The 13512-nt window shown below is 78.0% G+C and carries 10 protein-coding genes; all 10 read right to left on the reverse strand.

The window, feature by feature from the left end:
* Nucleotides 1-4: 4 nt before the first annotated feature.
* The gene (gene rho / locus WDZ17_RS06105) at nucleotides 5-2314 is read right to left on the reverse strand and encodes a transcription termination factor Rho (RefSeq protein WP_339574249.1); all 2310 of its coding nucleotides are present in this window, start codon (nucleotides 2312-2314) and stop codon (nucleotides 5-7) included.
* A 382-nt stretch (nucleotides 2315-2696) separates the two neighbouring features.
* Nucleotides 2697-3758 carry a homoserine kinase gene (gene thrB / locus WDZ17_RS06110; protein WP_339574250.1) on the reverse strand — a complete coding sequence of 354 codons (1062 nt, stop codon included), beginning with the start codon at nucleotides 3756-3758 and terminating at the stop codon, nucleotides 2697-2699.
* Nucleotides 3759-3777: 19 nt separating this feature from the next.
* Entirely contained in the window at nucleotides 3778-4863 is a 1086-nt protein-coding gene (gene thrC, locus WDZ17_RS06115) for a threonine synthase (RefSeq protein ID WP_339574251.1), read from the reverse strand.
* A 69-nt stretch (nucleotides 4864-4932) separates the two neighbouring features.
* Entirely contained in the window at nucleotides 4933-6324 is a 1392-nt protein-coding gene (locus tag WDZ17_RS06120) for a homoserine dehydrogenase (RefSeq protein WP_339574252.1), read from the reverse strand.
* Nucleotides 6325-6529: 205 nt separating this feature from the next.
* Nucleotides 6530-8326: a DEAD/DEAH box helicase gene (locus tag WDZ17_RS06125; protein ID WP_339574253.1), complete on the reverse strand. Its 1797-nt coding sequence runs from the start codon at nucleotides 8324-8326 to the stop codon at nucleotides 6530-6532.
* A 40-nt stretch (nucleotides 8327-8366) separates the two neighbouring features.
* Entirely contained in the window at nucleotides 8367-8696 is a 330-nt protein-coding gene (locus tag WDZ17_RS06130) for a DUF3039 domain-containing protein (RefSeq protein ID WP_339574254.1), read from the reverse strand.
* Nucleotides 8697-8821: 125 nt separating this feature from the next.
* On the reverse strand, nucleotides 8822-9388 hold the full coding sequence (locus WDZ17_RS06135) for a YqgE/AlgH family protein (RefSeq protein ID WP_339574255.1): 567 nt from the start codon (nucleotides 9386-9388) through the stop codon (nucleotides 8822-8824).
* A gap of 94 nt (nucleotides 9389-9482) precedes the next feature.
* Nucleotides 9483-10979 carry an NAD-dependent malic enzyme gene (locus WDZ17_RS06140; protein WP_339574256.1) on the reverse strand — a complete coding sequence of 499 codons (1497 nt, stop codon included), beginning with the start codon at nucleotides 10977-10979 and terminating at the stop codon, nucleotides 9483-9485.
* 51 nt (nucleotides 10980-11030) lie between these two features.
* Entirely contained in the window at nucleotides 11031-12671 is a 1641-nt protein-coding gene (locus tag WDZ17_RS06145) for a hypothetical protein (RefSeq protein WP_339574257.1), read from the reverse strand.
* Nucleotides 12653-13399, reverse strand: a complete 747-nt coding sequence (locus WDZ17_RS06150; RefSeq protein WP_422631859.1) for an ABC transporter ATP-binding protein — start codon at nucleotides 13397-13399, stop codon at nucleotides 12653-12655. The genes WDZ17_RS06145 and WDZ17_RS06150 overlap by 19 nt, the downstream gene beginning before the upstream one ends.
* Between the last annotated feature and the right edge of the window lie 113 nt (nucleotides 13400-13512).

The raw sequence follows: 13512 nt of genomic DNA on the forward strand, positions 1-13512 counted from the left end.
GCGCTCAGCCGCGCGGCGTGAGCTCGCTCGCCGCGTCGCCGCCCGGCCCGGCGGGGGCCGTGCGCTGCACCTGCATGAGGAACTCCGCGTTGCTGCCCGTCTCGCGCAGCTTGCCGAGCACCAGCTCGATCGCCTGGGTGGAGTCCAGCGCGCCGAGCACGCGACGCAGCTTGTAGACGACCTTGAGCTCCTCGGGCGACATGAGGATCTCCTCGCGCCGCGTGCCCGAGGCGTTGACGTCCACGGCCGGGAAGATCCGCTTGTCGGCGAGGTGCCGCGCCAGGCGCAGCTCCATGTTCCCGGTGCCCTTGAACTCCTCGAAGATGACCTCGTCGGCCTTCGAGCCGGTCTCGACCAGGGCCGAGGCGAGGATGGTCAGCGAGCCGCCGTTCTCGATGTTGCGGGCGGCGCCGAAGAAGCGCTTCGGCGGGTAGAGCGCCGACGCGTCGATCCCGCCGGACAGGATCCGGCCCGACGCCGGCGCCGAGGTGTTGTAGGCCCGCGACAGCCGGGTGAGCGAGTCCAGCAGCACGACGACGTCGTGGCCGAGCTCCACGAGCCGCTTGGCGCGCTCGATGGCGAGCTCGGCGACGGTCGTGTGGTCCTCGGCCGGCCGGTCGAAGGTCGAGGCGATGACCTCGCCCTTCACCGTCCGCTGCATGTCGGTGACCTCCTCGGGGCGCTCGTCGACGAGCACGACCATGAGGTGGACGTCCGGGTTGTTGCGCGTGATCGCGTTGGCGATCTGCTGCATGACGATCGTCTTGCCGGCCTTGGGCGGCGCGACGATGAGGCCGCGCTGGCCCTTGCCGATCGGGGCGACGAGGTCGATGACGCGCTGCGTGTACTGCCCGCGCTCGGTCTCCAGGCGCAACCGGTCCTGGGGGTACAGGGGCGTCAGCTTGGTGAAGTCCGGACGGCGGCGGGCGCCGTCCGGCTGCAGGCCGTTGACGGTGTCGACGCGGACGAGCGGGTTGAACTTCTGCGCCCGCTGCTGGCGCTGCTGGCGGCCGCCGCGACCGCTGCCGCCCGGCGCGTCCTGGCCGTCGCCGTCGCCGTCGCCGCGGGCCCGCACGGCCCCCGTGACGACGTCGCCCTTGCGCATGCCGTGCTTCTTGACCTGGGCGAGCGTCACGTAGACGTCGTTCGGCCCGGGCAGGTAGCCCGACGTGCGGACGAAGGCGTAGGAGTCGAGCACGTCGAGGACGCCGGCGACGGGCGTCAGCACGTCGTCGTCGGAGACCTCCGGCTCGGCGTCCTGCGCCTGGCCGCCCTGGCCCCCCTGCCCGCCGACGCCGTCGCGCCCGCGGCGCTTGCGGTCCCGGTAGCGGCCGCGGCGGCCGCGGCGACCGCCGAGCTCGTCGTCGTCCGAGGTCTCGCGGGAGTCCTGGCCACGGTCCTGCTGGCCGCCCCCCTGACGGTCGTCGCGCTGACGCTCGTCGCGCGGGCGGTCGTCGCGCTGGCGCTGGCGGTCCCCCTGGTCACCGCGGTCCTGGCGGGACTCCTGCCCGCCCTGACCCTCCCGGCCGGCGCCGTCGGCGCCCTCGGAGGTCTCGCCCCGACGGTGCCGGGCGCGCTCGCGCAGGTCGAGCGACTGCTCCAGCTGGGCGCGCGCGTCGAGCCGGGCCTCGGGGCGACCGCCGCGCTCCGACGTCCCCCGCTCGGAGGTCGGGCGCTCCGTGGTCCTCTCCTGCGTCCGCTCCTGGGCCCTCTCCGGGGTCCGCTCCTGGACCTGCGGGGTGCCCTCGTGGCTGCGGCCGTCGGGACGACCGCCCTCGGGGCGGCCGTCCGTCTCCCCGCGCCGGTCCTCGGTGGCCGGTCCCCCGGCCCCGGGGGCGCCGGCGGCGCGCTCGGCGCGGCGACCGCGGGTCCGCCGCGACGGGCCCTGGTCCGCACCGGCGTCGTCCCCGGCGGGTGCCGGGCCCGTGGCGGCGCCGGCCGGCCCGGCCGCGCCGGAGACGCCGTCGTCGTCGCCCCGTCGCGGCTGCGGCGGCCCGGAGGTGCGGCCGGTGCCCGCGTCGGCCGCGGGTGCCTGGGCCCCCTGCGCCGGAGAGGTCTCCTGCCGGGACCGACCGGACGCCGGCGGCTCGGTCTCGCGGTCGGCGCGGCGGGCGCGCGACGAGGTGCCCTGCTCGGCGCGGATCGCGGCGAGGAGGTCGCTCTTGCGCATGGTCGCCGTCCCGGCGACCCCCAGCGAGGAGGCGAGCTCCTGCAGCTGACCCAGACGCAGCTGGGACAGGGGGGCGCGCCGCGCCGGCGCGGCGCCGTCCCCGTCGGCCGTCGCGGGCTGCGCGATGTCGGTGGTGTCTGTCACGAAGGTCCTTCCCCCTCGTCAGCGGCTCGGCAGATGGCGGCCGCAGGGTGCGCCGGGCTGACTTGCCGGCAGGGACCACCCCCTGCTCGACGCACCGGTGGCTCGGAGCCCGGCCCGTGCGGGCACGGGGTCCGCGTCCGTCGTGGATGCGTCGTCCGGCGCGGTGGGCACCGGGTGGGGGTGAGTGTCGCCGGGGGCTCCCACGGGTCCGAGGTGCCGGCGCCTCGTCGAGGAGGCGCCCGGTGTCGTACCCGGAGCAGGTCCGGCATCCCGACTGTAGCACCGGGCCCGCCCGCGGCACCGGGCGTGGGCGCGGTCACCCGTCCGGGTCCGGAGCCGCCGCGAGCGGCGCGACGGAGGAGCGGCGCTCCCGCGCCGGGGCTCAGCCGGTCGCCCAGCGCGCGCCCGCACGGGCGACGCCGGGGACGAGCACGTCCCACGTCGGGCCGGCCACGCCCCGCACGGCCGCCAGGAGAGGTGCTGCGGCGGCCCCCGCCGGCGCTCCCGGCCCGAGGACGAGGACGCTCGGCCCGGCACCGGACACCGCGGCCGCCAGGCCGCGCGCGCGCAGGTCCGCCACGAGCGCCGCCGTCGCGGGCGCGGCGGCGGCCCGCTGCGGCTGGTGCAGCCGATCGGCCGTCGCGGGCAGCAGCAGGTCGGGCCGCCGGACGAGCGCCTCGACGAGCAGCGCCGCACGACCGGCGTTGAAGGCCGCGTCGACGTGCGGGACGACGTCCGGCAGCAGCGCCCGGGCGTGCGCCGTCAGCAGCTCCACCGCGGGCACGCACAGCACGGCGACGAGGTCCGGGTGGGGCTCCACCCGCACCGCGCGCCAGCGGAGAGCGCCGGCACCCCCGTCGCCCGGCGGCCACCCGGCGCCCGCCCCCTCGAGACCGGCCCACTCGGAACCGGCCCCCTCGACCCCGGAGCCCGGCTCCGCCCACCCGAGCGTGGCGCCGCCCAGCAGGCTGGCGGCGGCGTTGTCGGGGTGGCCCTCCATCCCCGCCGCCACGTCGAGCGCCGTGCCGTCGTCGAGCCGGCCGGGCTCCTCCAGCAACCCGCGGGCGAGCACGACGCCGGCGACGACCGCCGCGGCGGACGAGCCGGCCCCCCGGCCGAACGGCACCCCGTTGCGGCACGTCAGGCCCAGGTCGGGCTGCGGGGCGCCGACGCGGGCGAGGGCCTGCCGCAGCGCGCGCACGACGAGGTGCGCCTCCCCCGCGCCCACCCGGCCGGCGCCCTGGCCCTCCACGTCGACCCGGACGCCCGCGCCGGGCTCGAGCACCTCGACGCGGAGCTCGTCCCGCAGGTCCAGCGCCAGCCCGACGGCGTCGAAGGCGGGGCCCAGGTTCGCGCTGGAGCCGGGCACCGACGCCGTCGCCGCGGTGCCGGTCCGCCCGCCGTCCCGCAGCCGGGCGGGGGTCCCCGCCGACGGGGCCGTCACGAGGTCCCCACGAGGGCGCTCAGCCCTCGAGGCCGAGGGCGCCGGCCGCGGTCATCGCGTCGACGGGGACGCGCACGGGCTCGACGTCGCCGCCGTCCGCGGCGCGCAGCGCCCACTGCGGGTCCTTGAGGCCGTGGCCCGTCACCGTGACGACGACCCGCTGCCCGGGCGCGAGCTCCCCCGCGGCGTGGCGCTGCAGCAGCCCCGCGACGCCGGCCGCGGACGCGGGCTCGACGAAGACCCCGTCCTCGCTGGACAGGAGCCGGTGGGCGGCGAGGATCTCCTCGTCGGTGACCGAGGCGACGAGCCCGCCCGAGGAGTCCCGCGCGTGGAGCGCCTGCGGCCACGAGGCCGGGTTGCCGATGCGGATCGCCGTCGCCAGCGTCTCGGGGTCGTCCACGGGGTGCCCGAGCACGATGGGCGCCGCCCCGGCGGCCTGGAAGCCCCACATCCGCGGCGTCCGCGTCGCCGGGCCGGGCTGCTCGGCGTCCCGCACGTACTCGGTGTAGCCCTTCCAGTACGCCGTGATGTTGCCGGCGTTGCCGACGGGCAGGCAGTGGACGTCGGGCGCGTCCCCGAGGACGTCGACGACCTCGAACGCCGCCGTCTTCTGCCCCTCGACCCGGTACGGGTTGACGCTGTTGACCAGCTCCACGGGGTAGGACTCCGCGAGCTTGCGGGCGAGGGTCAGGCAGTCGTCGAAGTTGCCCTCGACCTGCAGCAGCGTCGCGCCGTGGGCGATGGCCTGGCTCAGCTTGCCGAGCGCGATCTTGCCCTCGGGCACGAGGACGCCGCACGTCATCCCGGCCGCCGTCGCGTAGGCCGCGGCCGACGCGGAGGTGTTGCCCGTCGAGGCGCAGATGACCGCCCTCGCCCCCAGCGCCTTCGCGCGGGAGATCGCCGCCGTCATGCCGCGGTCCTTGAACGACGCCGTGGGGTTGCAGCCCTCGACCTTGACCCAGACCTCGCAGCCGGTGCGCGCGGACAGCGCGCGCGCCGGCACGAGGGGCGTCCCCCCCTCGCCGAGGGTGACGACCGGGTCGCCGGCGGCGAAGGGCAGCCGGTCGCGGTACTCCTCGATGACGCCGCGCCACACGTGGGCCACGGGCCCCTCCTCTGCTCGGTCCCTGCTGCTCGCTGCTCTGGACGGTTCGTACGGTGCCGGCGGGGCGGCTCAGACGCCCTCGACGCGCAGGACGGACGTGACCCCCAGCACGGCCGAGGAGGCGGCGAGGGCCTCCACCGTCGCGGCGAGGGCCGCGTCGGGCGCCTCGTGCGTCGCCACGACGAGCGCGGCCGCCCCCTGCGCGTCGCCGCCGAGCGGGGTCTGGCGGACCGTCTCCACGCTCGCGCCGTGGTCGGCGAAGACCTGGGCGACCTGGGCCAGCACGCCGGGGCGGTCGTGGACCTCCAGGCGCACGTGGTACCGGGTCACCGCCTCGCCCATGGGCCGCACGGGCAGGTCCGCGTAGGCCGACTCGGACGACCCGCGGCCGCCGCCGACCCGGTGGCGCGCCACGGCGACGACGTCGCCCAGCACCGCGCTCGCGGTCGGTGCGCCCCCGGCGCCCTGGCCGTAGAACATCAGCGAGCCCGCCCCCCGGGCCTCGACGAAGACGGCGTTGTAGGCCCCGCGGACCCCGGCCAGCGGGTGCTCGCGCGGCACCATCGCGGGGTGCACGCGCACGGAGACGCCCTCCGGCGCACCGTCCGGCCCGTCCCCGCCGCCCGTCCGCTCGCAGATGGCGAGGAGCTTGAGCACCGCGCCCGCCTCGCGCGCGGCGGCCACGTCGGCGGCGGTGACGGCCGTGATGCCCTCGCGGTGGACGTCGGCGGCGCGCACCCGGGTGTGGAAGGCGAGCGAGGCGATGATGGCCGCCTTCGCCGCGGCGTCGAACCCCTCGACGTCGGCCGTCGGGTCCGCCTCGGCGTACCCGAGCGACTGCGCCTCCTGCACCGCGTCGCCGAGGTCGGCGCCCGTGGTGTCCATCTGGTCGAGCACGAAGTTCGTCGTGCCGTTCACGACGCCGAGGACCCGCTCGACCCGGTCGCCCACCAGCGAGTCGCGCAGCGGCCGGACGATGGGGATGGCGCCGGCGACGGCCGCCTCGAAGTAGAGGTCGACGCCGGCGGCGTCCGCCGCGGCGTACAGGCGCGGGCCGTCCTCGGCGAGCAGCGCCTTGTTCGCCGTGACGACGGACGCGCCGTGCTCCATCGCGCGCAGGACGAGGCCCCGTGCGGGCTCGATCCCACCGATGACCTCGACGACGAGGTCGGCGCGCGTGACGAGCTCGTCGGCGTCGGTCGTCAGCAGCGACGGGTCCACGCCCGCGGCGCGGGTGCGGCCGGGGCGGCGGACGGCGATGCCGACGAGCTCCAGGCGCGCGCCGACGCGGGCCGCGAGCTCGTCCTGCTGCTCCTGCAGCTGGCGGGCCACCTCGGAGCCGACGACGCCGCAGCCGAGCAGCGCGACGCGCAGGACGGGTCCGCCCCCGGCCGTCGCGTCCCCGGCCGTCGCGTCCCCGCTCGCCCGGCCCCTGCCCGTCCCCGTGGCCGGCTCGTCCATCGGGGCACCTCCGGGCTCGTCGGGCGTCGCCCGGTCCACTGTCGTCACTCGGTCACGGTCGTCGGGCCGGCCGGCGCCCGACCACGGTGCGGAGCGCGCGCCGCGCGTCCCCCGCCACGGCGGGGATCCTCTCGCGGTCCATCCCTCGGGTGCTCCACGTCCCACCTGCTGGGACCAGTACCCGCCCCGCGGCCGTCACGGGGCCTCACAGGGACGCGAGCAGGTGGTCGCGTCGCCGGGCGAGGAGGTCGGGGGAGGCCGTCGCCGACGCGGGGCCCGGCACCTCCTGGCGCAGCCGGCGGTGGACGACGGCGTGCGGCACCCCGGAGCGCGCCGCGAGCTGGCCGACGAGCCGGTTGACCTCCCGGCGGAGCCCGGCCGTGCTGCGCCAGGCGGCGACGTCCTCCTCGACCGGCGCGTCCTCGTCCCCCGCGTCGGCCCGGTCGTCGCCCCGGTCGTCGTCCCGGTCGTCGGCGCGGCCGGCGGCGATGCGCCGGCGGGTCTCCTCGTCCCGGCTGGAGAGCAGCGCGGCGGTCTGCTCCGCCGTCAGCAGCCCGGGGATGCCCAGGAAGTCCTCGTCCTCCGGCGCCACCGGCCCGCCGCCCGTCACGGCCCGCCCCCCGTGCAGGACGTGCGCGAACTGGGCGTCCGCCTCGAGCGACTCGTGCTCGCCGACCCCGTCGCCGGCCTCCCGCTCCGGGGGCGGCAGCAGGTCCAGCGCGTCGTCGGGCGCCTCCGCCGGCGCGGGGATGACGTGCTCCCGCTCGCTCTCGAGCTCCGCCGCCAGGGCGAGCAGGGGCCGCACCGCGGGCAGGAACACCGTCGCGGACTCCCGCGGCGTGCGCGCCCGCACGACGCGGCCGACCGCCTGCGCGAAGAACAGGGGCGTGCGGTAGCTCGTCATCCACGCCAGGCAGGCCGCGCGGGGGACGTCGACGCCCTCGGACACCATCCGCACGCAGACCGCCATCCGCTGCGTGCCCGCGGCGAACTCCTCGATCTTCCCGGACGCCCGCGGGTCGTCGGAGAGGATGAGGACCGGCTTCTCGCCGGTCACCTTGTGGACGACGCCGGCGTAGGCGCGCGCGTCGTCCTGGTCGCTCGCGAGCAGGAGGCCCCCGGCGTCCGGCACGCCGTTCTCGCGCAGGTGCGTGATGCGGTCGTCCATGGCGGCGACCACGTGCGGGACCCAGCCGCCGCGCGGGTCGAGCGCCGTCTTCCACGCCGCCGCCTCGACCGAGCGGGTCCCGGGCTCGGACAGCGACGCCGCGACGACCTCCCCCGCGCTGTTGCGCCACCGCGAGGTGCCCGTGTACGCCGCGAAGACGACCGGTCGCACCACGGCGTCCGCGAGCGCCTCCCGGTACCCGTAGGTGTAGTCGGCGCGGCTGCGCAGCTCACCGCCGCCGACGTCCTCGTAGTGGACGAAGGGGATGCGCTCGCCCGGCTTCGTGCGGAAGGGCGTGCCCGTCAGGGACAGCCGCCGGCGCGCGCCCTCGAAGGCCTGCGCGCACGCGTCGCCCCAGGACAGGCCGTCGCCGGCGTGGTGCACCTCGTCGAGCACCACGAGCGTGCGGCGCGCCGTGGAGCGCGCGGCGTGCAGCGCCGGCTTGCCCGCCACCTGCGCGTACGTCGTCACGTAGCCCTGGGCCCCGGCCGGGACGGGACCGACGCTGTTCGGCAGCGAGGGGTCCAGGACGACGCCGGCGCGGTCGGCGGCGTCGGCCCACTGGGTGCGCAGGTGGTCCGTCGGGCACACGACGACGACGCGGTCGACGACGCGGCGCTCCAGCAGCCGGGCGGCCAGCGCGAGCGCGAAGGTGGTCTTGCCGGCGCCGGGCGTGGCCGTCACGAGGAAGTCCGACCGCGCCGGCTCGGCGTCGTAGAGGTCCAGCGCCGCGCTCTGCCACGCGCGCAGCGGGCGACGACCGGCCGGGGTGGCGGCCGAGCTCGTGGCGGTCTCGCGGGAGAGGACGGGGTGGGCTGCGGTGCGGGTGCTCAACGGGTCGGCGAGCCCCCGGCGCGCCGCGCGAGCGCCCCCGTCACTGCCCGCCCCCGCTGCCGGGGCCGCCGTCGGCCGGCGCCCGGAGCCCGTCGTAGATCTCCTTGCACTGCGGGCAGACGGGGAACTTCTGCGGGTCCCGGCCCGGGACCCAGATCTTCCCGCAGAGGGCGGTGACGGGCTCCCCCGACATCGCCGACTCCATGATCTTCTCCTTGCGCACGTAGTGCGCGAAGCGCTCGTGGTCGCCCGGCTCGGACAGCTGCGGCTGCTCGACGGCCTCGCGCTCGAGCACGCCGGTGGCCGAGCGCGAGGGCTCGGCGCCGGGGCCGTCGGGACCGCGCGGGGGCTCGGGCGAGGAGGTGCTCATGGCCGCCGATGCTACGACGCGCCACCGACCACCGGCCCCCGCGCGGGCCGCTGCGGCCGGTCCGCCGGGCCGCCCGCGGGCGGCACCGCGGGGCCCCGCCCCTGCCCCGGCCGCTGGTCGGGCGGTCAGTTGAGCGAGGCGTCCGCGGGGAAGCTCGCGAGCAGCGACGTGCGTCCGGGCTGGCGGCGCAGGACGTCGGCCCAGAGGTCCTGCGGGCGGGGGCTCACGGCGTCGCCCGGCTCGGCGTCCACGACGAGCCAGGCCCCCTCGGCCACCTCGCCCTCCAGCTGGCCCGGGCTCCACCCGGCGTAGCCGGCGAAGATGCGCAGGCCCGAGGCGCCGCGGGCGACGTCGGCCGGCTCGGCGTCGAGGTCGACGAGGCCGAGGGCGCCGATGATCTTGCGCACCCCCGGCGGCCCGGGGCCGTCGCCGGGGACGACGACGAGCCCGAGCGCGGAGTCCAGGCCCACGGGGCCGCCGCGGAACAGGCGCGAGGGCTCGGTGACGTGCTCCTGCCACGGCGGCAGCACGGCGTCGACGCGGACGGGCAGCGGACGGTTGACGACGACACCCAGCGCCCCGCCGCCGTCGTGGTCGAGCACGAGGACGACGCTCCGGCGGAAGTCACCGCCCGCGAGCGAGGGCGCCGCCACGAGCAGCCTGCCGACGTAGGTCTCCGCCGCACCTGCCACGAGGTCATCCTCCCCCCGGGCCGGCCCCACGCCCACCCGCAGCCCACCCCGGGGCGTCAGCCCCGAGGCCGCCCGGCGCCGGGGACGCGCCGCCTCAGACGGTCCCCGTGCCGGCGACGGCACCGGCCGGCGACCCGACGTCCTCCCCGGCGGCCGCGGCGGCCTCCGTCGCCGCGACGACGGGCGAGGGCGCCTCCCCCGCCCCGGCCGCCCGGGCGGCGGCCTCGACGGCGTCGGCGACGACGGTGGCGACGTCGGGGTGGAAGACGCTCGGGACGATGTAGGCGGCGTTGAGCTCGTCGTCGGTGACGACGGCGGCCAGGGCCCGGGCGGCGGCGAGCAGCATGGGCTCGTCGATGGAGTGCGACTGCGCGTCCAGCAGCCCCCGGAACACACCGGGGAAGGCGAGCACGTTGTTGATCTGGTTGGCGAAGTCGCTGCGCCCCGTCGCGACGACGGCGGCGTGCTCGGCCGCCGCGACGGGCTCGACCTCGGGCACGGGGTTGGCCAGGGCGAAGACCACGGCGTCCGCGGCCATCGTCGCGATGTCGTCCCCGGTGAGGATGTTGGGCGCGCTGACCCCGATGAAGACGTCCGCGTCCGCGAGCGCCTCCCGGAGCGTCCCCGTCAGGCCACGGGGGTTGGTGTGCTCGGCCGTCCAGAGCGCGGAGGGGTGCAGCCCCTCCCGGCCGGCGTGCACGACGCCGTCGATGTCCGCGACGACGACGTCGCGCGCGCCCGCGGCCAGCAGCAGCTTGAGCACGGCCGTGCCCGCGGCCCCGGCCCCGGACATGACGACGCGGACGTCGGCCAGCTGCTTGCCGACGACCTTGAGCGCGTTCAGCAGCGCCGCCGTGCAGACGATGGCGGTGCCGTGCTGGTCGTCGTGGAAGACGGGGATGTCGAGCTCCTCGCGGAGCCTGTCCTCGATCTCGAAGCAGCGCGGCGCCGCGATGTCCTCGAGGTTGATCCCGGCGAAGACGGGCGCGATCGCCTTGACCGCGGCGATGATCTCCTCGGTGTCGGTGGTGTCGAGGCAGATCGGGAAGGCGTCGATCCCGCCGAAGCGCTTGAACAGCGCGGCCTTGCCCTCCATCACCGGCAGCGCCGCGAGCGGCCCGATGTCGCCCAGGCCGAGCACCGCGGTCCCGTCGGTGACGACGGCGACCGTGTTGCGCTTGATGGTCAGCCGCCGGGCGTCCGCGGGCTCCTTGGCGATCGCCTCGCAGACGCGCGCGACGCCCGGGGTGTAGATCAGCGAGAGGTCGTCGCGGGTACGGATCGGCATCTTCGGCTCGACCGAGATCTTGCCGCCCAGGTGCGCGAGGAAGGTCCGGTCGGACACGCGCGAGATGGCGACGCCCTCCAGGCCCCGCAGCTGCTCGACGATCTCGTCGGCGTGGTCGGTGCCCCGCGTGGCGCAGGTGACGTCGACGCGGACCCGCCCGGCGCCCGAGGCCGTCACGTCGAGGGCCGTGACGATGCCGTGACCGCTCTCGATCGCCGACGTCAGCTCGCTGACCGCGGTGGGACGGGCGGGCAGCTCGAGGCGGACGGTGATCGAGTACGAGACGCTCGGCGCAGCAGGCATGGCGGGCATCCTGCCGCAGCCGCGCCCCGCCGCGGGGCCGCCACCCGGCGGCTAGGAGTCCCGGCGCACGGCCGCGAGCAGCTCGGGGCCCCGCCGGTCGACCAGCGCGCCGCCGCGGCGCACGCCCTCCCGCAGCTCGAGCGCCCCGAGCACCACGGCGGCGAGCAGGGCGAGCGGGCCGAGCGCGGGCGCCAGGACGGCGGCGAGGACCCCGGCCACGACGGCGGGCAGCGCCAGGAGGGCCGTCGCCAGCAGGCACAGCGTCTGGGCGACGAACGCCGGCACGGCGGCGCCGCTGGGCTGGGAGAACGGGTTCTCCCCCGCCGCCTGCACCGGGTAGGGGCGCACCGCGGACACGACGGAGGACGCCGCGGTCCCGGCCAGCAGCAGCGCGACCGCGACCCCGGCGACCGCGGCCAGACGCCCGGCCGCGTCGGCGCCCGGCGGGGCGCCGCGCGTGGCCAGCACGACGCCGAGGACCGTGACGAGCAGGACGAGCGGCAGCGCCAGCACCAGCAGGGCGCCCGCGCGGCCGGCACGGTCCTCGACGCCGCGGACACCGGCCGCGAGGTGGGTCCAGAAGGCCGGCCCGTCGTAGGCGACGTCGTCGTGCAGCACCGTGCCGAGCACGAGGGCGACGAGGGGGCCGAGGGCCCAGAGCACCCCGTCCGGGAGGGTGCCGAGGGCGGTCGAGGCGACGAGCACGGCGGGGACCGCGAGGCTGCCGGCGGCGTTCACGACGTACCGCGGGTCGCGCCGCCAGGACGTCAGGCACCGGTGCGCCACCGCCCACCGCACGCCCTCCGGCAGCCGGGCGACCAGCCCGGCGGACGGGCGGGCCGGTGCCGCCCGGCCGGACCCGCGCCCGCCGGGACGGGGTCGGGGCGCCGTGAGGCGGCGCCCCAGCACGGCCGCCCAGGCCAGCACCAGGAGGACGAGCACCGCCGCGGCGAGCAGGAGCCGGACGACGGCCGTGCCCCAGGCGCCGGCGGCGGCGTCCGCCGGCACCGCCCAGGCCAGGCCGGGCGGCGTCCACGCGAGGACGTCGACGACGGTGGTGACGGCCGAGGACGGCTCGGCGAGCGCGGGCACGGCGACGCCGCCCGAGGCGAGGGCCGGGCCGAGCATCGCCAGGGCGAGCACGCCGACGACGGCCGAGACCTCGCGGGCGCGGCGGCCGGACAGCAGCCCCGCCGCCGCCGTCGTCGCGAGCCGCCCGGCGGCGACCGCGGTCAGCACGCCGACGACGCCGCCGACGACGGCGAGCAGCCCGGTGACGACGGCCGCGACGCCGTCCTGGCGCGGGGCCCAGGCCAGCGCCGTCCCGGCGCCGACGAGCAGCGACAGGGCACCGGGGACGCCGACGAGCGCGGCGACCAGCAGCCCGGTCGCCAGCGGCCGCGGCCGCACCGGGAGCGTCGCGAACCGCGCCGGGTCGAGCGACGGGTCCGCGCCGAAGGCGACGAGCGGCACGACGACCCAGCCGAGCACGAGGACGGCCCCGGCCACGACGACCACGCCGCGCGCGACGCCCGGGGGTGCTCCCGGCAGGGCCGCCAGGCCGACGAGGACGCCGGCCGCGAGCCCGAGCCCGTAGAGGCCGCCGACGACGAGGACGACGACCCGCCAGGTGTCCCGGCGCAGCGCCGCCCGCCACAGCGCCAGGCGCAGGGCTACGAGCTCTCCAACCACGCGAGCCCCTCCCCCAGCGAGGTGGTGCCGCCGGCGAGCTCGACGAAGCGCTCCTCGAGCGTCGCGCCGCGGCGGACCTCGTCCAGCGTCCCGGCGGCGAGCACCCGGCCGTCGGCGACGACGGCGACCCGGTCGCACAGCCGCTCGACGAGCTCCATCACGTGGCTGGACAGCACGACGGTGCCCCCGCCCCGGACGAAGCGGGCGAGCAGCTCGCGGATGGTCGCGGCCGACACCGGGTCCACGGCCTCGAACGGCTCGTCCAGGACGAGCAGACGCGGGGCGTGCACGAGGGCGCAGGCGAGGGCCACCTTCTTCGTCATGCCCGCCGAGTAGTCCACGACGAGGCGACCGGCGTCGTCGGCCAGCCCCAGCGCGACGAGCAGCTCCTGCGCACGCCGGCCGGCGACGTCGCGCGGCAGGCCGTGCAGGCGCGCGGTGTGCCGGACGAGCTCGGCCCCCGAGAGCCGGTCGAACAGGCGCAGGCCGTCCGGGAGCAGGCCGACGAGCCGCTTGGCGCCGACCGGGTCGGCCCACACGTCGTGACCGAGGACGCGCGCCGTGCCGGAGTCGGGGCGCAGCAGGCCGGTCGCCATCGAGAGCGTCGTCGTCTTGCCCGCGCCGTTCGGGCCGACCAGGCCCGTGACCGAGCCCGCGGGGACGACGAGGTCCACGCCCGTGACCGCCGGCCTGCCGTCGAAGACCTTGACGAGCCCGGCGAGCTCCAGCGCCGGCGGTCGCGGGCCCGGGGCCGCCCCGGTGCCGTCCTCGCCGTCGCGCCCTGCCGCCGGCCCCCCGGCCCGCCCACCCGTCACCGCGCCGACGCTAGCGGCGTCGGCGA

The sequence above is a fragment of the Pseudokineococcus basanitobsidens genome (assembly GCF_037482545.1).
Classification (GTDB): Bacteria; Actinomycetota; Actinomycetes; order Actinomycetales; family Quadrisphaeraceae; genus Pseudokineococcus; species Pseudokineococcus basanitobsidens.